The sequence below is a fragment of the Amycolatopsis viridis genome (assembly GCF_011758765.1).
Lineage (GTDB): Bacteria > Actinomycetota > Actinomycetes > Mycobacteriales > Pseudonocardiaceae > Amycolatopsis_E > Amycolatopsis_E viridis.
Genome location: NZ_JAANOU010000001.1, coordinates 374740 through 396367 on the forward strand (window position 1 = coordinate 374740; position 21628 = coordinate 396367).

22 protein-coding genes are annotated in these 21628 nt (G+C 73.2%); 6 read left to right on the plus strand and 16 right to left on the minus strand.

Translation table 11 applies throughout. The annotated features are described in order from the left end of the window. Window positions 1-18: 18 nt before the first annotated feature. Window positions 19-1599: an ABC transporter transmembrane domain-containing protein gene (locus FHX46_RS01865; RefSeq protein WP_167110065.1), complete on the plus strand. Its 1581-nt coding sequence runs from the start codon at window positions 19-21 to the stop codon at window positions 1597-1599. Continuing rightward, on the plus strand, window positions 1584-3311 hold the full coding sequence (locus FHX46_RS01870) for an ABC transporter ATP-binding protein (RefSeq protein WP_167110067.1): 1728 nt from the start codon (window positions 1584-1586) through the stop codon (window positions 3309-3311). Before FHX46_RS01865 ends, FHX46_RS01870 begins: the two co-directional genes overlap by 16 nt. Window positions 3312-3930: 619 nt before the next feature. Here the strand turns inward: FHX46_RS01870 and purQ are convergent. The 4 genes from purQ to FHX46_RS01890 all read right to left on the minus strand — a co-directional run bounded on the left by purQ (window position 3931) and on the right by FHX46_RS01890 (window position 6902). Continuing rightward, window positions 3931-4602: a phosphoribosylformylglycinamidine synthase subunit PurQ gene (gene purQ / locus FHX46_RS01875; RefSeq protein WP_167110069.1), complete on the minus strand. Its 672-nt coding sequence runs from the start codon at window positions 4600-4602 to the stop codon at window positions 3931-3933. Next, entirely contained in the window at window positions 4599-4835 is a 237-nt protein-coding gene (gene purS / locus FHX46_RS01880; RefSeq protein ID WP_020421402.1) for a phosphoribosylformylglycinamidine synthase subunit PurS, read from the minus strand. Before purS ends, purQ begins: the two co-directional genes overlap by 4 nt. A gap of 138 nt (window positions 4836-4973) precedes the next feature. Next, on the minus strand, window positions 4974-5405 hold the full coding sequence (locus tag FHX46_RS01885; protein WP_167110071.1) for a L,D-transpeptidase: 432 nt from the start codon (window positions 5403-5405) through the stop codon (window positions 4974-4976). A 15-nt stretch (window positions 5406-5420) separates the two neighbouring features. After that, window positions 5421-6902 (minus strand): aldehyde dehydrogenase family protein, encoded by a 1482-nt coding sequence (locus tag FHX46_RS01890; RefSeq protein ID WP_167110073.1) that lies wholly within the window; start codon window positions 6900-6902, stop codon window positions 5421-5423. 169 nt (window positions 6903-7071) lie between these two features. Here FHX46_RS01890 and FHX46_RS01895 point away from each other — a divergent pair, with 169 nt between their 5' ends. Beyond that, on the plus strand, window positions 7072-7710 hold the full coding sequence (locus FHX46_RS01895) for an MBL fold metallo-hydrolase (RefSeq protein ID WP_167110075.1): 639 nt from the start codon (window positions 7072-7074) through the stop codon (window positions 7708-7710). On the opposite strand, the gene FHX46_RS01900 is transcribed toward FHX46_RS01895, so the two are convergent. After that, window positions 7629-8375, minus strand: coding sequence for a DUF2334 domain-containing protein (locus tag FHX46_RS01900; protein ID WP_208399964.1), 747 nt, complete (start codon window positions 8373-8375; stop codon window positions 7629-7631). The genes FHX46_RS01895 and FHX46_RS01900 overlap by 82 nt on opposite strands. Window positions 8376-8472: 97 nt before the next feature. On the opposite strand from FHX46_RS01900, the gene FHX46_RS01905 reads away from it, so the two are divergent. Continuing rightward, window positions 8473-9390, plus strand: a complete 918-nt coding sequence (locus FHX46_RS01905) for an SDR family oxidoreductase (protein WP_167110077.1) — start codon at window positions 8473-8475, stop codon at window positions 9388-9390. On the opposite strand, the gene FHX46_RS01910 is transcribed toward FHX46_RS01905, so the two are convergent. The 5 genes from FHX46_RS01910 to FHX46_RS01930 form a co-directional block, all read right to left on the minus strand. Then, window positions 9381-10346, minus strand: coding sequence for a helix-turn-helix transcriptional regulator (locus FHX46_RS01910; RefSeq protein WP_167110079.1), 966 nt, complete (start codon window positions 10344-10346; stop codon window positions 9381-9383). The two genes, FHX46_RS01905 and FHX46_RS01910, sit on opposite strands and share 10 nt — an antisense overlap. 297 nt (window positions 10347-10643) lie before the next feature. Next, window positions 10644-12068, minus strand: coding sequence for an adenylosuccinate lyase (gene purB / locus FHX46_RS01915; protein ID WP_167110081.1), 1425 nt, complete (start codon window positions 12066-12068; stop codon window positions 10644-10646). Further along, a complete protein-coding gene (locus tag FHX46_RS01920; RefSeq protein WP_167110083.1) occupies window positions 12065-12655 on the minus strand; it encodes a TetR/AcrR family transcriptional regulator in 591 nt (196 codons plus the stop codon). Before FHX46_RS01920 ends, purB begins: the two co-directional genes overlap by 4 nt. An 18-nt stretch (window positions 12656-12673) precedes the next feature. After that, window positions 12674-13360, minus strand: a complete 687-nt coding sequence (locus tag FHX46_RS01925; RefSeq protein WP_167110085.1) for a hypothetical protein — start codon at window positions 13358-13360, stop codon at window positions 12674-12676. Next, complete coding sequence (locus FHX46_RS01930; RefSeq protein ID WP_167110087.1) at window positions 13353-13871, minus strand: SigE family RNA polymerase sigma factor; 519 nt, start codon at window positions 13869-13871, stop codon at window positions 13353-13355. The genes FHX46_RS01925 and FHX46_RS01930 overlap by 8 nt, the downstream gene beginning before the upstream one ends. 126 nt (window positions 13872-13997) lie before the next feature. Between FHX46_RS01930 and FHX46_RS01935 the strand changes: the two genes are divergently transcribed. After that, a complete protein-coding gene (locus FHX46_RS01935) occupies window positions 13998-15011 on the plus strand; it encodes a threonine aldolase family protein (RefSeq protein ID WP_390622647.1) in 1014 nt (337 codons plus the stop codon). Then, window positions 15008-15586 (plus strand): HAD family hydrolase, encoded by a 579-nt coding sequence (locus FHX46_RS01940; protein WP_167110089.1) that lies wholly within the window; start codon window positions 15008-15010, stop codon window positions 15584-15586. Before FHX46_RS01935 ends, FHX46_RS01940 begins: the two co-directional genes overlap by 4 nt. On the opposite strand, the gene FHX46_RS01945 is transcribed toward FHX46_RS01940, so the two are convergent. The 6 genes from FHX46_RS01945 to FHX46_RS01970 all read right to left on the minus strand — a co-directional run bounded on the left by FHX46_RS01945 (window position 15583) and on the right by FHX46_RS01970 (window position 21596). Next, window positions 15583-15768: a hypothetical protein gene (locus FHX46_RS01945; protein WP_167102573.1), complete on the minus strand. Its 186-nt coding sequence runs from the start codon at window positions 15766-15768 to the stop codon at window positions 15583-15585. The genes FHX46_RS01940 and FHX46_RS01945 overlap by 4 nt on opposite strands. A gap of 95 nt (window positions 15769-15863) precedes the next feature. Next, a complete protein-coding gene (locus FHX46_RS01950; protein ID WP_167110091.1) occupies window positions 15864-17051 on the minus strand; it encodes a pyridoxal phosphate-dependent aminotransferase in 1188 nt (395 codons plus the stop codon). 686 nt (window positions 17052-17737) lie between these two features. After that, window positions 17738-18829 (minus strand): transglycosylase SLT domain-containing protein, encoded by a 1092-nt coding sequence (locus FHX46_RS01955; RefSeq protein ID WP_243871205.1) that lies wholly within the window; start codon window positions 18827-18829, stop codon window positions 17738-17740. Between the two features lie 17 nt (window positions 18830-18846). Beyond that, window positions 18847-19191, minus strand: coding sequence for a hypothetical protein (locus FHX46_RS01960; RefSeq protein ID WP_167110093.1), 345 nt, complete (start codon window positions 19189-19191; stop codon window positions 18847-18849). A gap of 69 nt (window positions 19192-19260) precedes the next feature. Further along, window positions 19261-19992 carry an ESX secretion-associated protein EspG gene (locus FHX46_RS01965; RefSeq protein ID WP_167110095.1) on the minus strand — a complete coding sequence of 244 codons (732 nt, stop codon included), beginning with the start codon at window positions 19990-19992 and terminating at the stop codon, window positions 19261-19263. Beyond that, the gene (locus tag FHX46_RS01970) at window positions 19989-21596 is read right to left on the minus strand and encodes a PPE domain-containing protein (protein WP_167110097.1); all 1608 of its coding nucleotides are present in this window, start codon (window positions 21594-21596) and stop codon (window positions 19989-19991) included. The genes FHX46_RS01965 and FHX46_RS01970 overlap by 4 nt, the downstream gene beginning before the upstream one ends. Between the last annotated feature and the right edge of the window lie 32 nt (window positions 21597-21628).

Here is a 21628-nt window from a genome sequence, read left to right on the forward strand (position 1 = left end):
CACTTACGCTCCGTTGTCATGCGCCTCCCGTCCCGGCTCACGCCGCTGCGATTCCTGTGCGCGCTCCTGCGGGCGCGGCCGTGGCTCGCCGTGTCCGCGTGCGTGCTGGGCGCCCTGTGGCTGCTGCCGGCCGCACTGCTGCCGCTCGCGATCGGCGCGGTGGTCGAGGACATCCGCGCGGGCGAGGACCTGCTCGGCGGTGCCGGGCTGGTCGTGCTGCTCGGCGTGGCGCAGGCGGTGTGCGGTGGTGCATTGGTCCTCGCGGTGCACACGATGTGGATCCACGGTGCGGCGGCGACCCAGCAGGCGGTGGTCGAGCACACCGCCCGGCTGGGCGCGTCGCTGCGGCCGCAGGCCGAGACCGGTGACGTGATGGCGCTGTCATCGTCGGACAGCAACCAGATCGGCAACCTGTTCGAGGTGGCCGGCCGGTTGTTCGGCTCGGTGGTGGCCTTCCTGACCGTCAGCCTGGTCCTGATCGGGATGTCGCCGCTGCTGGGCACGATCGCGCTGGTCGGTGTTCCGCTCGCGACGCTGAGCATGGGCAAGCTGGTCGCGCCGCTGCAGCGCCGCAAGGGCGCCCAGCGCGAGGAGCTGTCCAGCGTGAACGCGCTGGCCGCGGACATCGTGTCCGGCCTGCGGATCCTCCGCGGGGTGGGCGGCGAGCAGCAGTTCCTCGGGCGGTTCCGGAACGCGAGCCAGCGGGTCCGGCGGGCCGGTGTCGAGGTGGCGCGCAGCGAATCGTGGCTGGTCGGTGCCGAGGTGCTGCTGCCCGGCCTGGTCACGGTGGCGATCACCTGGCTGGGTGCGCGGTTCGTCGCGGCCGGGACGATCACCGTGGGCCAGCTTGTGACGTTCTACACGTCGGCGGCGTTCCTCGTGGTGCCGGTGGCCACCGCGACGGAGTTCACCGCCGCGTTCTCCTCGGCGACGGTGGCGGCGAAGAAGGTCTGCGCCGTGCTCCGGCTGCGGCCGCTGCTGCCCGAGCCGGACGAGCCGGTCGCGCTGCCGGACGGTCCGCTCGAGCTGCACGACACCCGATCCGGGTTCACCGCGGTCGCCGGCAAGCTGACCGTGGTGGACGCGGGCCCCGAGGCCGAGCCGATGGCTGCCCGGCTGGCCCGGTTCACCGACCCCGAGCCCGGTGAGCGGGTGCTGGTCTCCGGCGTGCCCGCCGACCGCGCGGCGCTGGCCGAACTGCGGTCCCGGGTGGTCTACGCACACAACCAGGACCTGTGGTTCTCCGGCGTCCTGCGTGAGCAGATCGTGCCGTCCGAGCGCGCGGCGGTCGCGCTGTGGGCCGCTGACGCGGACGACATCGTCGAGGGCCTGCCCGCCGGGCTGGACGAGCTGATCGGGGAACGTGGCCGCGAGGTGTCCGGAGGGCAGCGGCAGCGGCTGAACCTGGCCCGCGCGCTCGCCCTGAACCCCGACACCCTGCTGCTCGACGAACCGACGTCGGCGGTCGACGCGCACACCGAGGCCCGCATCACCGAACGGGTCACCGAGCTGCGCCGCGGCCGCACGACCGTCGTGTTCACGGAAAGTCCACTGTGGAAAGCAGTGGCGGACGAGGTGGTCACGTGCGCGCGAAGCTAGTCCTCGCGACCGCCGCTGAGGCCCGCCGGTGGGCGCGGAACCTGCTGCGGACCAACCGGCGCGATTTCGGCCTCGCGGTCGGGCTGTTCGGCCTGGCCACGGCCGCCGGGCTGGCCGGCCCGCAGATCCTCGGGCACCTGGTCGACCTCGCCGCGTCCGGGGGCGGCCCGATCGACCTGCTGGCGCTGGCGTTCCTGGTGGTCCTCGTGGTGCAGGCGGTGCTCAAGCGGCTCGCCCGGTTCCGCGCCGGCGTGCTCGGCGAGCGGGTGCTGGCCGAGACGCGCGAGGGGTTCGTCGAGCGCGCGCTGCGGCTGCCGCTGAGCACGGTCGAGGCGGCCGGCACCGGTGACCTGATCAGCCGCGCGACCACCGACGCCGACCGGATCGACTTCTCGGTGCGCAACGCGATCCCGCAGATCTCGATCTCGCTGATCACGATCGTGGTGACGGTCGCGGGCATGATCGTCACCTCGCCGTTGCTGTCGCTCGGGCTGCTGGTGTCGGCGCCGATCCTGGTGCTGACCCTGCGGTGGTACCTCCGGCGCGCACCCCGGATCGTCGAAACGATGCTCGACCAGTGGTCCCAGGTGCAGTCGAGCCTGCACGAGACGACGGAGGGCGCGCGCACGGCCGAGGCGCTCGGCCTGACCGCGCGGCGGATCGAACTCGGGCACCGCGCGCTCGCCGGGGCGGTCCGCGGCGAGCGGCGACTGCGTGACGTCACCGTGCGCTGGATCCCGTGGCTGCAGATCACGCAGGTCGTGCCGGTCGCGGCGGTGCTGCTGCTCGGCGGCTGGGCCTACCGCGAGGGGCTGGTCGGGCTGGGCACGATCACCACGATGGTGGTCTACGTCCAGGCGCTGGCCGGGCCGATCGAAGAGGCCATGTGGTGGATCGAGGACCTGCAGGTCTCCGGCACCGCGCTGCGCCGCGTCCTCGGCGTGCGCGGCGAGGCGATGCGGGCCGGCGGTCCGCGGCCGCGCGGCCGGGAGATCGTGGTGCGGGACGTGCACTACGGCTACTCGGCCGGGCGCGAGGTGCTGCACGGGATCGACCTGCGGGTGCCGCCCGGCGAGCGGCTGGCGATCGTCGGCCCGTCCGGCGCGGGCAAGTCGACGCTCGGCCGCTTGCTGGCCGGGGTCGCGGCACCCAGTGCCGGCTCGGTGACGATCGGCGGTGCGGAGGTGTCCGAGCTGGCCGAGGACGTGCTGCGCGGCGAGGTGCTGCTGCTCACCCAGGAGCACCACGTGTTCTCCGGCACGCTGCGGGAGAACCTGACGCTGCCGGCGGGGTCCTGGCCGGACGCGGAGCTGGTGCGGGCGTTGACGGCCGTCGGGCTGGGTGAGTGGTTCGCCGGGCTGCCGGACGGCCTGGAGACCCGGCTCGGCTCGGGAGCGCTGCCGGTGCCGGCGGCGACCGCGCAGCAGCTCGCGCTGGCGCGCGTGGTGCTGGCCGATCCGCACACCGTGGTGCTCGACGAGGCGACCTCGCTGCTGGACACGTCGTCCGCGCGGCACCTGGAGCGGTCGTTGAGCGGAGTGCTGGAGGGCCGGACGGTGATCGCGATCGCGCACCGGCTGCACACGGCGGCGGTCGCCGACCGGGTCGCCGTGCTCGAGGCCGGCCGGATCACCGAACTCGGCACCCACACCCAACTGCTCGCCGCCGGCGGCCCGTACGCGCGCCTGGTGGCCGCCGCCCACGTCGGCTGAGCCGCCACCCCACCCCCCGGAGCCGCCAACACGCGGCCAGGAGGCGCCAACGCGCCGCCCGCGGGAGCCAACACGCCGCCCCGAGGAGCCAACACGCCACCCGCGGGAGCCAACACGCCCGCCTCGGCGTGTTGGCCGGTGCGGGCGCCGTGTCTGTCGTTCCCGGCGCCGTGTTGGCCGGTGCGGGCGCGGTGTTTGCCGGTGCGTGAGGCGCAAACACGCGGGGGAGCCAACACGCCGCGCGGAGCAGCGAACACGCTGCCTGGGGGAGGCAACATGCCGCCCGCGGGAGTCAACACCCCGGCCCCAGCGTGTTGGCCGGTGCGGGCGCCGTGTTTGTCATTCCCGGCGCCGTGTTGGCCGGCGCGGGAAGCGCCAACACGCTGCGCGAGGCAGCCAACACGCCGCGCGGAGCAGCGAACACGCCCCCCGCAGGCGCCAACACGCCGCCCGGGGGAGCCAACACGCCGCCGGGAGGCGCCAACACGGCGCCGGGAGCAGCGAACACGCCGCCCGGGGGAGCCAACACGCCGGGCGCGGGTGTGTTTGCCGTTCCCGGCGCCGTGTTTGCTGGTGTGGGTGGGGTGTTGGCTGGTTGGGGTGGGGTGGGGGCGTCGGGTCAGGCGCTGACCAGGCTGTCCACGACGCTCAGGAACACGCCGAGGCCGTCGTCGCTGGGGCCGGTGAGCGCGTCGATCGCGTGCTCGGGGTGCGGCATCAGCCCGACGACACGGCCGTTGGCGCTGCAGATTCCGGCGATGTCGTCACGCGAGCCGTTCGGGTTCTCGCCCACGTAGCGGAACACCACGCGGCCCTCGCCCTCCAGTTCGTCCAATGTGGACTGGTCCGCGACGTAGCCACCCTCGCCGGACTTCAGCGGCACCAGCACCTCGGCGCCGGCCTCGTAGCGGGTCGTCCACGCCGTCGTGTTGTTCTCCACCCGCAGCCACTGGTCCCGGCACACGAAGTGCAGCTTCTTGTTCCGCACCAGCGCGCCCGGCAGCAACCCGGCCTCGCACAGAATCTGGAAGCCGTTGCAGATGCCCAGCACCGGCATGCCGCCCTTGGCCGCGTCGATGACCGACGACATGACCGGGGCGAAGCGGGCGATCGCGCCGCAGCGCAGGTAGTCGCCGTAGGAGAACCCGCCGGGCACGATCACCGCGTCCACCCCGTGCAGGTCCTCGTCGGCGTGCCACAGGTTCACGGCCTCCGCGTCGATGTAGCGGGCGGCGCGGGCCGCGTCCACGTCGTCGAGCGTGCCGGGGAAGGTGATGACCCCGATCTTCACGAGAGCCTCCGCACGGTCCACTCCTCGATCACCGGGTTCGCGAGGAAGCCTTCGGCGATCTTGGCGAGCGTCTCGTCGTCGACCGAGTCGTCGACCTCGAGCTCGAAGTGCTTGCCCTGGCGCACCGAGGTGACCCCGGTGAAGCCGAGCCGCGGCAGCGCCCCGGCGACGGCCTGACCTTGCGGGTCGAGGATCTCGGGCTTGGGCATGACGTCAACCACCACACGGGCCACGGCGGGTCGCTCCAGTAATCGCAGGTAGGCGGTACCCACAGATTCTAACCGTGACGCGCAGCGTCTCCGCTGAGGGTGGTCGTGGGGAAGCGGCCGGAGTGACGCAGGTAACCCGGCGGTGCAGCATCCGGCGCGGACTCAGTTCACGACCTCGACCACGTCACCCGGGCGCAGTGCCTGGTAGAAGGCGACCGCGTCGGAGTGCGAGAGGTGCACGCACCCGTGCGACTGCGCACGCAGGCTGCCCTCGTGGAACGCCACGCCGGTGCTGGTGAAGAACACCGAGTACGGCATCGGGCCCTGGTACTCCCGGCTGTAGTGGTCGATGTCCTTGTACTGCACGCGGAACGTGCCGGTGGGCGTCCGGTGCCCGGGCCTGCCCACGGTGACCGGCACCGGTCCCCGGGTCACCCGGCCGTTGTCGGCGAGCCAGGCTCGGTTGGTGTGCAGCTGGAGACAGACCTTCGCCTGCGAACCGCACGGCGTTTCCGCTGCTTGTGCGGCCGGCGCGGCGATCCCGATCGTACCGAGGATCGCCGCCCCCGCCGCGATGCCGATGATCTTTCGCATACGGGCGGCTACCCGCTAACGCCGCCGGCCATACAACCCGGTGACGAGTTTCCGGACGAGATCGTCGGTTTTCCCGGTCCGGTCGAACGTCGTCAGCTTGAGCGGCACCGCGAACCGCTGCCGGGCGACCGCCTTCGGACGCGCGAACTCACGCAGGCCCTCCGGTCCGTGGATCCGCCCGAAGCCGGAGTCGCCGACGCCGCCGAACGGCAGCGCGGCGGTGCCGGCGAACGAGAACGGTGCGTTGATCGAGATCATCCCGGCCTTGAGCCGCTGGGCCAGCCGGGTGGCGTTGCGGCGGGCGAAGACCGTGGAGCCCAGCCCGTAGGCGGTGGCGTTGGCCTTGTCGACCGCCTCGTCCATGTCGCGCACCTTGGCGATGGTCATGGTCGGTCCGAACGTCTCCTCGCGCACCGCCGCCGAATCCTCCGGCACGTCGACCAGGACGGTCGGCTCGACGAACCGGTCGCCCACCCCGCCGCCCGTCAGCGCGCGGCCACCGCGGGCGAGGGCGTCGGCGATGTGCCTGCGGACGACGTCCAGCTGCGCCGGCATGGTCATCGGGCCGTACTGCTCACCCGGCCTGACCCGGCGGGTCAGCTCCACGACCTTGTCCACGAACCGGTCGTAGACCTGTTCGTGCACGTACACGCGCTCGACCCCGATGCAGGTCTGGCCGGAGTTGGAGAACGCGCCCCACACGGCCGCGTCGGCGGCCGCGTCCACGTCCGCGTCGGCGTCGACGATCAGCGGGTCCTTGCCGCCGGCCTCGATCACCACCGGCGTGAGCGTCTCCGCGGCCGCCGCCATGATCTTCTTGCCGGTCGCGGTGGAGCCGGTGAACGCGATCTTGTCGACGCCGGCGCCGACGAGCGCCGCGCCGGTCGCGCCGAAACCGGTGATCACCTGCAGCACCGGGTACTCGGGCGCCACCTCGGCGAACGCGTCGGCCAGCCACTGGCCGACTCCCGGGGTGTACTCGCTCGGCTTGAACACCACGGCGTTGCCGGCCGCGAGCGCGTACGTGATCGAGCCCAGCGGGGTGTAAACGGGGTAGTTCCACGGCCCGATGACGCCGACCACGCCCAGCGGCTGGTACTCGACGCTGGCCGTGTGGTTGGACAGCAGCAGCCCGGCCGGGCGGCGTTTGCGCCCGAGCACCTTGCGTGCGTTGCGGGCGGCCCAGTGGATGTGCTCGACGGCGAGGACGACCTCCAGCTGCGCGTCTCCGGCCGGTTTGCCGGTCTCCCGGCTGACGACCGCACACAGCTCGGCCATGCGGTGCGTGATGACGGCGTTCCACCGGCGCAGCCGCTCGGCGCGTCCCTCGAACCCCAGGCCCGCCCACCAGGCGGCGGCCTGCCGTGCGCGGTCGACCGCGGCTTGGACGTCCTCCGCGGTGTGCACCGGGTACGTCCCCACGACCTCGTCGGTGGCCGGGTCCAGCGAGTCGAACGTGTCCCGGACGGCTGACGGTTTCGGCTCCACGGCGGTCATCGGCGGCCTCCTTACTACTGTTCAGTAGCCTCAGCATGGCACACCTGGTGGCCGAGCTCACTCCCCCGAGCGGTGCGACCGGTTCAGCGGACCGCCCGCCCGGAGTGATCTTGGCGGCGGCGATCCGGCGGTCCTACGCTGAACCCGACCGAAGGCGGAGGAGTCAACCATGCGAGTAGTCCATTTCGGACACGCCTGTGTCCTGCTGGAGACGGGCAACGCGCGGATCCTGCTCGATCCCGGCGCGTTCTCGGAAGGTTTCGAGGGCGAGCGTGAGCTGGACGCGGTCCTGATCACCCACCAGCACTTCGACCACATCGACAGCGAGAAGCTGCCCAAGCTGCTCGAGGCCAACCCGGGCGCGAAACTGGTCGTCGACCGGGGCACGGAAGAGACCGTGCGCAAGCTCGGACTCGAGTACCAGGTCGTCAACCCGGGCGATGCGCTCGAGATCGGCGGCGCCGCGATCAACGTCGTCGGCGGGCAGCACGCCGTCATCCACGCCGACATCCCGGTCATCCCGAACGTCGGCTACCTCGTCGACCACGGCGCCTTCTACCACCCGGGCGACTCGTTCTTCGTGCCCGAGCAGCAGGTCGACGTGCTCGGCCTGCCCACCGGGGCGCCGTGGCTCAAGGCTGGGGAGGCGGTGGACTACCTGCGTGCCGTCGCGCCGCGGGTCGCCGTGCCGATCCACGAGGCGGTGCTCGCGAACCCGGCGATGCACTACGGCCTGTTCACCAACCTGGCGCCGGAGGGCACCGAGGTGCGCGTGGCGGCGCGCGGCGAGGACGTCAAGCTCCGGTAGGTCGTGCCGAAGGCGCGGTTCTCCAGCGCGACGTCGACCGCGTCGAGGAACGCGTGCCGGAGACCGGGCCGGGCCAGGTCGGCCGCGTCGATGCCGAGCCGCACGAGACCGCCACGCCGGGCGGCCCGCGCCGAGGCCAGCACGAGCGCGAACGCCCGCACGGTCTCGGTGCGATGGTGGTGCGCGGCGAAGCTGTGCACCCGCGACCGGTGGACGGTGCGGGTGCGCAGGTCGTGCACCGCGGCGAGGTCGGCGCACAGCGCGAAGTGCTCGGCGGCCGCGGCGAGCGTGCCCGGTGAGGCGAGCCACCGCGGCGGGGCGAACCCGTCCGCGGCCAGGCCCAGCTCCTCCAGTGCGGCCTTGGCGGCGATCATCCGCAGCCGCGCCTCGTGCGCGGGCAGGCCGGCGAACTCGGCCTTCCGGTGCAGGGTGACGACGCGGTGGCTGGGTGGGATGCGGTGGTCGTAGCCGTGCAGCAGGAGACCGTCACCGCGGCCGGCGCGGTCCCGCACCCAGGCGGTGACGGCCGGGCTGCGTCCCGTGCCCGGCGCGACGAGGAGGGACAGGGGGACGGTGCGGCGGTCCAGCTCCGCGGCGAGTTCGGCGCAGCGGTGCAGCGTCCGCGGACCGATGCCGGACAGCGAGACCAGCAGACGGGCGTCCATGGCACCCAGCGGACCAGATCGTCATGACCAGGCTCTTACCCGCGGGTGACGGCAACCATGACGGGAGCTGACAGGGTTCACCGCCACGCTCGGAGGCATGAGCGATGAACTGAGCGGGAAGGTCGCCCTCGTCGCGGGCGGCACGCGCGGGGCGAGCCGGGCGATCGCGGTGGAGCTGGGGCGCAGGGGCGCGTTCGTGTACGTCACGGGGCGGACCTCCGGTGCGCACCGGTCCGAGGTGAACCGGCCGGAAACGATCGAGGGCACGCTGGAGCGGATCACCGCCGCGGGCGGCACGGGGGCGGCGATCCGGGTGGACCACCTCGACCCGGAGCAGGTGGCGGCGCTGGCCGAGCGGATCGACCGCGAGCAGGGGCGGCTGGACATCCTCGTGGACGGCGTCTGGGGCGGCGACGAGTACATCGGCTGGGGCAAGGCGGTGTGGGAGCTGCCGCTGGAGCACGCGCTGCGGTCGGTCCGCCTGGGGATCGACGCGCACCTCGTGACCAGCCACTTCCTGTTTCCGCTGGTCATCCGCCATCGCGGGGGGCTGGTCGTGGAGATGACCGACGGGACCGAGGAGTACAACCGGAAGTTCCGCGAGGGCACGTCGATCGGCTTCTACGTGGCGAAGGCGGCCTCGCACAGCATCGTCAAGGCCGAGGCGCACGACCTCGCCCCGCACGGCGGGACGGCCGTGGCGCTGACGCCGGGGTGGTTGCGGTCCGAGGCGATGCTGGAGCACTACGGCGTGACCGCGGAGACCTGGCGGGACGCGCTGGAGAAGGAGCCGCACTTCGCCATCTCGGAGTCGCCGGTGTTCGTCGGGAGCGCCGTGGCCGCGCTGGCCGCCGATCCTGATCACGCGCGGTTCTCCGGGCAGACGCTGAACAGCGGGCAGCTGGCCAGGATCTACGAGTTCGACGACGTGGACGGCAGCCGCCCGGACGCGTGGCGCTACATCGACGAGGTGGTCGAGCCCGGCAAGCCCGCGGACGTGACCGGCTACCGGTGACGGTCGGCCATCCGCCGTGCCGCGTCCGCGAACGCGGCGCGCACGGCGGGTGGCTCCACGACCTCCACGTGCACACCGAGCCCGAGCAGCATGCTCGCCGCGATGTCGGGTTGTTCGAGGCCGAGCTCGACCTCCACCCAGCCGTCGTCGTCCGGCGGGCCGGCGGCGTCGAGCGCGGCGAGCGCCAGGTCGGAGTCCACGACCTGGGGCAGCATCCGCACCCCCCACCTGCTCAGGCGCAGCCGCACCGGGTGCCGGTGCACCGAGCGTTCGAACTGCGCCGAGGACTTCTGCCACCAGCCCGCCAGGTCGAAGCCGGTGGGCCGGTCGAACCGGTCGTCGAGCAGTTCGACGGTGCTGATCTTGCTGACGCGGTAGGTCCGGGTGGCCTCCCCGGCCCGCGCCACCAGGTACCAGACCCCCGCCTTGAGGACCAGGCCCAGCGGTTCGAGGACGCGCTCGACGAGGTCGTCACCGCGGCGGTAGGTGATGCCGGCGCGGCGCTGCTCCCACACCGCGCGAGCGATGTCGGCGAGGTGCTCGGCGTCCTCCTCCGAGCGGAACCAGCCGGGCGCGTCCAGGTGGAACCGCTGGGCGAGGTGCTGGGCCTGCTCCCGCAGCGGGGCGGGCAGGGTCGCGGACACCTTGGCGTGCGCCGCGGAGACCGCCGTGCCGAGACCCAGTTCGGCGAGCGCGCGCGGCACGCCCATCGCGAAGATCGCCACCGCTTCCCGGGAGGTCAGACCGTCCAGCCGGGTGCGCCAGCCCTCGACGAGGCGGACCCCGCCGTACCGGCCCGTCTCCGTCCACAGTGGAACACCGGCGGCCTGCAGCGCGGCGATGTCGCGGTGCATGGTCCGCTCCGACACGCCCAGCGCGTCGGCCAGCTCCCCCACGGTCGCGCTGCGCCTGCTCTGCAGGGTGAACAGCAGGGCCACCAGACGTTCCGCGCGCATGACTCCGATGATGCCCGAGCCGGGCGTGCACCCTTTCGCGATCCCGCGTGCTCTTGTGGGTGGTGACGTCAGGAGGGAGCAGTGGGATGGTGGCCGACCGCGGTTGGGCGAGCGAGCAGTTGATCAGGGCCGCGCAGGACGGGGACCTCGAATCGATCACCGCGGTGGTGCACGGGGCCGATTCGCACGTGCGGCGCTTCGCCGCACGTCTGTGCGCCACGCCGCTGGCGTGCTGGATGTTCCGGATCGTCTCGAACGAGTGCCTGCGGCGCCTGCGGCGGCCGGCCCGGCGACCGGTCAGAGGATCGGCTGCGGAACGTACTTCGACGCCTCCGGGAAGCGCTCCAGCACGTCCTCCACCCGCTGCACCACCGCCGCGACCTGGGCGGGTGCCACTCCGGTGAACGAAATCCGGTCAGCCAGCAAGCCGTCCAGGGCGGCCCGGTCCAGCGGCAACCGCTCGTCGGCGGCGAGCCGGTCCAGCAGGTCGTTCCCGGCGCCCTTTTCCCGCATCGCCAGCGCCACCCCGACCGCGTGCTCCTTGATCGCCTCGTGCGCGGTCTCCCGGCCCACGCCGCCGCGCACCGACGCCATCAGCACCTTCGTCGTGGCCAGGAACGGCAGGTACCGCTCCAGCTCGCGAGCCACCACGGCCGGGAACGCACCGAACTCGTCGAGCACCGTGAGGAACGTCTCCAGCAAGCCGTCCAGCGCGAAGAACGCGTCCGGCAGCGCGACCCGGCGCACCACCGAATCCGACACGTCCCCCTCGTTCCACTGGTCGCCGGCCAGCTCGCCGGTCATCGATGCGTACCCGCGCAGCACCACGGCCAGCCCGTTCACCCGCTCGCACGACCGCGTGTTCATCTTGTGCGGCATCGCCGACGAACCGACCTGACCCGGTTGGAAGCCCTCGGTCACCAGCTCGTGCCCGGCCATCAGCCGGATCGTCTTCGCCAGGCTCGACGGCGCCGCCGCCAGCTGCACCAGCGCGGACAGCACGTCGAAGTCCAGCGACCGCGGGTACACCTGCCCGACGCTGGTGAACGTGCGCGCGAACCCGAGGTGGCCGGCGATCCGCCGCTCCAGCTCGGCCAGCGTCTCCGCGGACCCCAGCAGGTCCAGCATGTCCTGCGCCGTGCCCACCGGGCCCTTGATGCCGCGCAACGGGTACCGGCCGATCAGGTCGTCCAGCCGGTCGAACGCCACCAGCAGCTCGTCGGCCGCGGTCGCGAACCGCTTGCCCAGCGTCGTCGCCTGCGCGGCCACGTTGTGCGACCGCCCGGCCATCACCAGCTCGGCGTGCTCCACCGCGAGCGCGGCTAGCCGCGCCAGCACCGCCGCCACCCGCGAGCGGATCAGCTCCAGCGACCGGCGGATCTGCAATTGCTCGACGTTCTCGGTCAGGTCCCGCGAAGTCATGCCCTTGTGCACGTGCTCGTGCCCGGCGAGCGCGTTGAACTCCTCGATGCGCGCCTTCACGTCGTGCCGGGTGACCCGCTCCCGCTCGGCGATGCTGCCCAGGTCGACCTGGTCCAGCACCCGCTCGTAGTCCTCGACGACCCCGTCCGGCACCTCGACACCCAGCTCCCGCTGGGCGCGCAGCACGGCGATCCACAGCTCGCGCTCGAGCTTCACCTTGTTCTCCGGCGACCACAGGGTGACCAGCTCGGGCGACGCGTAGCGGCCGGCGAGGACGTTCGGGATCTGCGGTTTCGTCACGACCCAAGCTTAGAGAGCGCCCGCGCCAGCCTCGCCCGCGCCACCGCCCGTGGATCCGGATCGACCTCGATCAAGGCGTTGACCACGGCACCGTCGACGATCACGATCAGCTCGTCCAGCATGTCCGGCTCGACGACCAGCCCGGACCGGGCGAAGATCTCGGTCAGCAGCTCCCGCAGCTCGGCGCCGAGCGCCCGCATCAACGGCCGCAGGTACGGCCGCCGCCCGGTGGCCACCAGCCGCTCGTAGCGCAGCAGCACCGCCTCGTACCCCGGGTCCTCGCCGAGCAGCTGGTCCAGGACCAGTTCCACGACGCTGTCCACGCCCCGCGGTTCGGCGGGCAGCTCGTCCAGCTGGGCCCGGCCCTTCGCCAGCTCGGAACGGCCGTGGTGCTCGGCGGCGGCACTGATGAGGTCGTCGAGCGAGTCGAAGTAGTACGTCGTGGACGCCAGGGGCAGACCGGCCCGTTCGGCGACCGCACGGTGCCGGATCGCGTCGAAACCGCCCTCGACCAGCAGCGCGGCCGCGGCCTCGACCAGCGCCGCCCGCCTGCGCTCACCCTTCGGTGTGCTCGCCCCGGACGTCATGGCCGCCCATCTAACCAGCTAGAAGCGCGACGCGAGCGCGGTGGCGATCCGCGCCACATCGGTTGCCGGCGGCGCGGCGCTGCCCGGCGCCGGCGTGCTCAGCACGATCAACGTCCCGCCGTGCGCGGTCGCCCGCTCGTCCGCCACCGCCCCGCCGGTGAGCTCCGGGAGCTGCACGCTCGCGCCCGGCGGCAGCACCGTGGCCGACACCGTCCCGGTCCGGCCGTCGATCGCGACGCCGTAGCTCACCGAGCGCGACCCCGGCGTGCAGACGTCCCCGGGGCGCGGCCCGGTGACGCCGGTGGCCGGGAGCTCGCCAGCGAGGGCGGTGGCGAGCTCCCGGTCCACCTTGTCGCACCCGGAGGTGCCCTCGGCCCGCGGGCCGTTCTCCCCGGCGGTCCCCTCTCGTCCCTGCATGGCGGAGGGGCCGGGAAGGCTGGAAGCGGACGGGAGACGCAACGGGGTGTTCACCGGTTGCTCCGGGCCCGCGACATGATCCGATTGAGTGGATCTAGGGGGGACGAAACCGGCAATACCGGCACCGAGCAGGGCGAACACCACGCACAGTGATGCCACCGCGATCGTCGTCCGGCGCCGCGCGGCGGCCCGGGCGGACGCCTCCCGCACGTCCCGCACGTCGAAGCGCGCCGGGGGCGGCTCGCCCGGCGCGGCGCGGAACAACTCCCTCAGCTGGTGCTCATCCACCGGCCTCCACCTCCTCGCCCAGCGCCTCCCGCAGTCGCGCCAGCCCACGGGCCGTCTGGCTCTTCACGTTGCCCTCGCTGCAGCCCAGCACCGCCGCGACACCGGCCACGTCCAGGCCCTCGAAGTACCGCAGCACCAGCACCGCCCGCTGTTTCGGCGGCACCTCGCGCAGCCCGGCCAGCAGGTCCGCGCGCGTGACGACCTGCTCGTCGAGCCGGGCACCGGCGGATTCGGGCTCGGGCAGCCGCTCCACCTGCCGTTCCCGGCGCCAGGGCCGCCGCGACTCGTCGATGGCCGCGCGGACCAGCGTCCGCCGCAGGTAGGCGTCGGTCGCGGCGCGGTCCCGGATGTGGTTCCACTTCCGGTGCAGCGCCACGAACGCCGTCTGCGCGAGGTCGTCCGCCCGGTGCCAGTCCCCGCAGAGCAGGTACGCCGCCCGGCGCACGGCGTCACGCCGGGCCGCGAAGTACTCCGTGAAGTCCTGTTCGGGGTCGTGCACGCCCTCGTCCACGCGTCCAGGCTCTCCGCTCGTCGGTCCCGGCGTAAAGACGGAACCGCCCGGACGGTGGGTTGCACCTTCTTGAAGATCATCTAAATGGTGTGATGTGATCTGACTGTGACCTCAGAAGCCACTCCATTGATCGACTTCCGCTCTGACACCGTCACTCGTCCGGACGACGAGATGCGCAGAGCGATGGCGGCCGCTGAGGTCGGTGACAACGTGATCGACGTGGACCCGACGGTCCGGGAGCTGGAGGAGCGGGCGGCTGCGGTCCTCGGCATGCCGGCCGCGCTCTGGACCCCCAGCGGCACGATGGCCAACCTCGTCGCGCTGTCGGTCCACCTCGAGCGCGGCGACCGGTTCCTCGCGCCGAAGAACGCGCACGTGCTGACCAACGAGCTGGGCTCGGCGGCCTGGCTGGCCGGAGGCATGCCCGAGGCGCTGGAACACGACGGCGGTCCGGGCCGCCCGAAGCCGGAGACGGTCGCGGCGGCCACCGGTCCCCGTGGCGGCCCCTACTACACGCTGCGCACCACGCTCCTGTGCCTGGAGAACACCCACAACGCGGCCGGCGGCGCGGTCATCCCGCCGCACGAGCACGCGCAGTTGCTGTCCACCGCCCGGCAGGCCGGCCTGCGGGTCCACCTCGACGGCGCCCGCATCTGGCACGCCGCCGTCGCGCTCGGCCTGCCGCCCGCCGCGCTGACCGTGGGCGTGGACAGCGTGTCCGCCTGTTTCAGCAAGGCCCTCGGCGCGCCGGCCGGGTCCGTCGTCGCGGGCAGCCGCGAGTTCGTCGAGCGGGCCCGCCGGATGCGGCAGATGCTCGGCGGCGGCATGCGGCAGATCGGGGTGCTCGCCGCGGCCTGCCTGATCGCGCTCGACCGGGTCCCGCTTCTGGCCGAGGAACACGACAAGGCCCGGCGGCTGGCCCACGGGCTCCGCGAGCTGGGCTGGGAGGCCGAAACCCCGGAGACCAACATCGTCCTGGCCCCGGTCGCCGACATCGCGGTGACGCTCGCGTCGTTGCAGGCGCAGGGCGTGCTCGCGCTGCCGATGGCCGGCAAGGTGCGGTTCGTGCTGCACCGGGACGTCTCGGCCGCGGACGTGGACGAGGCGCTGCGCCGCATCAAGGCCGGTGGTCACCCGTGACCGGATGGGTGGTGTTCGACTACGGCGAGGTGATCTGCGGCCGGACGACCGCGTTGCCGGACCTGGCGGCCACACTGGGCGTGCCGCTTGCCGACTTCGAGCCGCACTACTGGCGGCTGCGGGACGGCTACGACCGCGGCAGTTCCGATCTGGAGTACTGGGGCGGGATCGGCGCGGCGCTCGGCGTCGGAGTGGACGAGTCCACCGCGGACACGCTCACCGGCATGGACATCCGCGGCTGGTCGGACGTCCAGCCGTCGTCCCTGGAGCTGGTGGCCGGGCTGAGCGAGGCCGGTGTGCCGCTGGCGCTGCTGTCGAACGCGCCGTCCTCGTTCGCCCGGTTCGCCGAGCGGCAGGACTGGATGCGGCACTTCCGGGTGCGCGTGTTCTCCGGCGACGTGGGCGTCGCGAAACCGGACCCGGAGATCTTCGAACTGCTCGTCGCCCGCCTCGGCGTGCCGGCGGGCGACTGCGTGTTCTTCGACGACCGTCAGTCCAATGTGGATGGAGCTCGAGCCGCGGGCCTGCGCGCGCACCGCTGGGACGGCGCCGAGGCCGCGCGGGCGGTGCTCTAGGGCCGGAGCTGCTTGCGCTCCTTGTTGTTCTTGATCGCGTTGTAGGCGGCGGCGCCGAGGAAACCGACCCCGCCGATGACGGCGATCCACAGCACGGCCTTGAACAGGAAGCCGACCACCGATCCGATCACCATGAACGCGAGCCAGGCGATGATCAGCGCGCCGACGATCTTCCAGAACATGGCTTCCCCTCCGGTTGGGCCACGCGGGCTCGGTCGTCCCGCTACGAGCAGCCTCGCACGGCTGACCGCGGGGATGCCCGTGTTTTCGTCAACGTTCAGGGAAAACCGGGGGTTCCCCCGGAGAGCCAGCCGCCGAGCCGCCGCACGCCCTCGGTGACGTCCGCGGTCGCCCCGGCGAACGAGAACCGGACGAACTTCCCGCCGTCGACCGGGTCGAAGTCGATGCCGGGGGTGATCGCGACCCCGGTGTCGGCGAGCAGGCGCTGGCACCAGCTCAGGCTGTCGGTGGTGTGCGCGGACACGTCGGCGTAGGCGTAGAAGGCCCCGTCGACCGGGGCGACGCGGTCCAGCCCGATGCCCGCCAGGCCGTCCAGCAGCAGGTTCCGGTTGCGCCGGTAGTGCGCGACGTGCCCGTCCAGCTCCGCGTAGGAGTCCGGTTCGAACGCGGCGACCGCGGCGTGCTGGGCGAGCGCGGGCGCGCAGATGTTGAGGTTGCCGGTGAGCACGTCGACCGCGCGGTGCAGGCGTTTCGGCGCGAGCATCCAGCCCAGCCGCCAGCCCGTCATGGCGAAGTACTTGGAGAACGAGCCGAGCACGATGGATTCGGCGGTGGACTGCCACGCGCAGCCGGGCTCGGTGCCGTAGGAGATGCCGTGGTAGATCTCGTCGCTGATCAGTTGCACGCCGCGGGACGAGCACCAGCCGGCGATGGCGGCCAGCTCACCCGGCGGCAGCATCGTGCCGGCCGGGTTGGCCGGGCTCGCGACGATCAGCCCGTCGATCGGGCCCAGCTCCTCGAGCAGGTCGACGGTCGGCTGGAAGCGGGTGCTCTCGTCGGTGGCGAACTCGACGACCTCGCAGCCCAGGGCGGACAGCAGGTTGCGGTAGGCCGGGTAGCCGGGCCGGGCCATGGCCACGCGGGCACCCGCGTCGAACGCGGACAGGAACGCCAGCAGGAACCCACCGGAGGAGCCGGTGGTGACGATGACGTCCTCCGGGCTGACGGTCATGCCGTACCGGCGGTCGTAGTGCCCGGCGATGGCCTCCCGCAGCTCCGGGATGCCGAGCTGGACGGTGTATCCCAGGTTCTGGTCGCGAAGCGCCCGCGCGGCGGCTTCCCGCACCGGCTTCGGCGCACCCGCGCTCGGCTGTCCGGCGGCGAGACTGACGACGTCACCGTGGGTGCGCTGCCGCGCGGCCGCCGCGGAGAGCACCTCCATGACGTGGAAGGGCGCGACGTCCGCCCGCTTGGCCGGACCGGGGAACGAGGCTGAGGCGACCATGGGCTCAGCCTAGGAGGTGGGACGATCCCGCCCGGATGGGCAGGTCCCGGACGCCCCCGCCCGTCCCGGCGCCGTGTTGGCCGCCGCCGGCGCCGTGTTCGCCGCCGCGGGCGCCGTGTTCGCCGGTGCGGGCGCCGTGTTGGCCGGTGCTGGCGGGGTGTTGGCCGGTGCTGGCGGGGTGTTGGCCGGTGCTGGCGGTGTGTTTGCCGGTGCGGGCGGTGTGTTCGCCGCCGCGGGTGGCGTGTTGGCCGCTGGTGGCGTGTTTGCCGGCGCGGGTGGCGTGTTGGCCGGTGCGGGCGCTGTGTTCGCCGCCGCGGGCGCCGTGTTGGCCGCCGCGGGCGCCGTGTTCGCCGGTCCGGGCGGTGTGTTTGCCGGTGCGCGCCGCGCTGCGCTGGCGACCGCGACCGGCAGCACAAGGAAGCGGCAGCACAAGGAAGCGACTACCCCTCAGAACTCCCCCCGCTCCCGATCCCCAGCCCGCTTCGGTCGCCGGCCAGGGGTGTCAAGGCACGCTGTCCCGCCTCGACACGCCTGCTCGGCAACTGGAACACAATCCGGCATCGGGGGCGGGGGAGGTCCCGGGTGACCACCGAGCGCCGAAGGTGCCACCGGCCCAAGGCCGGTTCACGAACGAAGACCAGAAGATGGCAGGCGACGGGATGACCACACTCAAGTGGTTTCCGCTGCTAGTAGCCCCGGTAGCCGCCGCCGTGGGCCATGCTCTTCAGGCCGGGGTGGTCGTCGAAGCCGCCGTACCGGCCGAACGTGTACCGCACACCGGCGATGATGTTGTCCACCGGGTTGTAGATGTCGTCGTGGCCGGGCAGCTTGTACGAGTTGAACGTCGAGTCGATGCACTGCATCAGGCCCTTGGACGGGTGGCCGGCTTTCGCGTTGCTGTCCCACAGGTTGATCGCGTTCGGGTTGCCGCCGGACTCCTTCTCGATGATCGCCCAGATCTTGTCGGTGTCGGCCTCGGTCACGGGGACACCCGCGGCCTGGAGGATGCGGATCGCCTCTTCGATCCACTGCCGCACGGTGCCCGGGGGATGGCCGGTGGGCGGCCCACCGCTCGGGCCGAGACCACCACCGCCACCACCGCCACCACCGCTGCCGGAGCCGCCGCCGCGCAGCCCGCCGGTGCTCTTCATCGGTGTCGGCTTGCCGCCCAGCCGCGGCACCGACGCGTAACCGCCCTCGACGTCCTTGCGCACCAGGCCCATGACGCGGCTGATCTGGTTGTGCGCGCCGTTGAGCAGACCCTGGATCTCCTCCCGCGCGACCGCCGCGATGCCGCTCGTCCGCTGCGCGTTCGCGGCCATGATCTCGGCCGACGTGGGTGCGGGCATCGTCGCGCCCGCCCGGCCTTCGCGGACCTCGCGTTCCCGCGCCTCGGCCGCGTTCGCCCTGGTCACCGCGTCGCTGTTGGCGTCCTCGATGTCTCGCTGCGCCTGCTGCCTGATCGTGTTGACCTGGTGCTTCACGTCGGCCAGCGACGTTTGCAGGTTCGCCAGCTCCCCGGCGACCTCGTCCAGGTGGTCGTTGACCTTCTTGCCCGCGTCGCCGATCTTCCGGACGTAGTCGAAGAACGCGTCCGCGGCGGGGCCGCTCCACGTGCCGCCGCCCAGCGCGCTGGTCGCGTTGTGCAGGGCGGCCGAGTGGTCCGCCGAATCCTTCGACGCCTGCGTGAACTGGTCGGCGACGGCCTGGATGCGCGCCGGGTCGAGCTTCTCCACCTGCTGCGCGCGGGTCTGGACGTCGTTCCATTCGGGCGGCATGCCCGGTGCGGCCACCATCAGATCCGCGAGGCCCCGTCCTTGACGGTGACGCTGTCGCGCGCCGCATCATCCGTTTCGCGCAGCGCCCGCGCCGCGTCACGCAGCGCGGAGCCGGTCGAGCGCATCAGCTCGGCGGCCGCGTCGAACTGCTGGTGCACCCCGTCGCGGAACGTGCCCAGCGCGTGCACCATGCCGTCCGACGGGTGCTCGCCCGGCGCGCGCTCGTCCGGGTGCCTGATCGCGCCGAACGGGTTCTCGCCGGTGACCCCCATAACCTTGTCCTTGGCCTGCTTGAACCGCTCGTGGAGGGCCTCGACCTGGCCTGCCACGTACTCCAACGAGTCCGGATCGCTTTCGGGCACGTCGCTCACTGTAAGGACGATCATCCGAACCCGGGCGCGGTTTCCGGCAGGTTCCACCATCGGGTGACGTCACCCCTCGTCGAGCAGCTCCGCGACCCGCCTGGCCAGCAGCTGGTTGTCGGCCGGCGCGACGGTGGCCCAGTCGTGCCCGCCGACGTGCACCAGGTAGCGCCCGGCGTCGGTGTCGTAGAACGCGACCACCTGGCCGGCTCGGTGCCCGTGCCGTTCGACTCCGAACTGGCCGCGCGTGGTCATCCCGACCAGCATGCCGGCCAGCTCCTGCGCTTCCCACAGCTCGACGCCACGGTCCGCCAGCGCGGTGACCAGCGCCCGTGGATCGCCGCCGGCGTCCGCGTCGGCGGCCCGCAGCGTGCTGTGCGGCAGGCTCACCGAGTGCCCGACCCCGGCCGGCTGGTCACCGGCGACCGACACCGCCGACTCGGCCAGGGCGTTCGGCCGCGCCGGGATCAGCCACACCTCGCCCGAGTCCACCACGGCCAGCACCGCCTCGGCACCGTTGCTCGCGGCGAGACCGCGGATCTCCCGGTCCGTCCACACCCACACGTCCACCGCGACCTGCGGGTTCGCCAGCAGCATCACCAGGTCGGCGATCTCGCCGCCAGCCCGGCGCCCGCGCGCGAGGCCCCGGTCGGCGAGCTGCTCCCAGGCGTGGTCCTCCAGCCGGCGGCGCTCGCTGTGGGTCGGCCCGGCGCTGGGCACACGCAGCGCCGGGTGGGCGCGTGGCAGCCGCAGGCTCTGCCACAGCACGTCGAACTCGAGCGCCGTCAGCACGAGGCTCATCGATCGCCGATCGTGTCCGGTGCCACGTCCCGCCGGTCGGCGAACAGGTCGGTGTCGTCGACGCCGAAGCGCCGGACGCTGCTTCCCGCGTCCTCGCTGTCCGCCGCGCCGTCGGGCGGGGCGGCGGGTTCGAGGATCGCGCGGGTCGCGGCCGGGCCCGGGGTGTGCCCGCCGCGGCGGGCGAGGCGGGCTTCCTCCTCCTCGGGCAGGTCACCCATCGGGACCTGGTGGATCCGGTGCCCCGCGGTGGCGCGGCCGGCGCGGCCGGGCCGGTCGTCCTCCGCGGCCAGGGCCCCGCTCGTTCCGGCGGCGCCGAGCGCGGGCGCGGCCTCGGCGAGCGCGCCGGGCCCACCAGGGCCCCGCACCGCGGCGAACCCGGGGCCGACGGCCGTCGGCGTGGTCGTGACCGGGGGAAGCGCTCCGGCGGCCCGGCCCCTGGCGAGCTCCCCGGCCGCCGGTCCACGGGGAACGCCCTCGCCCGCACCGAGACCGGCGCGGGCTCCGCCGCCCGGCGCGGGCCGCCCCTCGGCCGGCTCACCGGGACCGCGGACCGGTCCCGGGCCCGCCGCCGGCTCGGCGGCGATCTGCGGGGCGGGACCGAGCAGCACTCCGCGGCCAGGTGCGCCGCGTGGACCCGGACCGGCCGCACCCTCCACGCTGCCCGTTCGCCCCGCGGCGTTGCCGGCCCCGCCCGAACGGCCGTCGGCACCGGAGGGCCGCACCGGCGCCGTGCCCGATGCGGGGCCGCTGGGCTCCTGGCCGGCGAATCCGGCGGCGCCGGACCCCGGTTCGCCCGCACCGGCCGGGGCGCCACCCGGTCGAGCGGGTCCACCGGCGAACGGGACGGGGCCGGTGGCGCCCGCAGGCCCGGTCGCCCCGGCCCCCACGGCCGGGCCACCACCCGGGGGCGGCACGGGCGGGAGGTCCGTCGTGCCCTGCGCCTGCGTCACCGAGGTGTCCGGCACCGGCGCACCGCCGGTCACCGGGCTCACCCCCGCGCCGGGCGCGGACACCGGCGAGATCGGCTCCGGAGCGTCCACTGTGGACACCGAGCCGACGTAGTTGCCGCTGTCGTGGGCGTAGGCGTTGAGCGCGTCCACCGCCTGGGCCTTCGCCTCCTCCGCGGCCCGCACGTCGGCCGCGTGGTCGGTCTCGAACCCGAACAGGCTGAACGCGCTGTCGCCGAAGGTGTAGCCGCCGGCCTTGCGCAGGTCCTCCGGTGCCGGCAGCTTGTTCCTGGTCCGGGTGAACGCCTCGGCCTGCTCGAACATCATCCGGGCGGCCTGCTCGACCTTCGCGGTGGCTGCGCCGGAGAACCCGGCCTCCCGCGCGACCACGGCGGACGCCTGCCCGGACGCGTGGCTCTCCCAGTCCACACCGAGCGCCTTGAGCTGCGTGCGCAACGCTTCTTCGGTGCCGGCCAGCGCGGCGGAGATCGACTTCAGCGCGTCCACCGCCGTGGTGATGGCGGCCGGGCCCGGGCCGTCCCGGAACTTCTCCACGACCTGCGCGAGCTGTTCCGGCTGGTAGCCGTCGAACCGCTGGTCCCGCAGCTTCGCCACGAGCTCCGGGATGTCGTACTTGCTGCTGTCGAACGTGGCCACGCCACACCTCACTTCAGCGTTGTCCGGCGGTG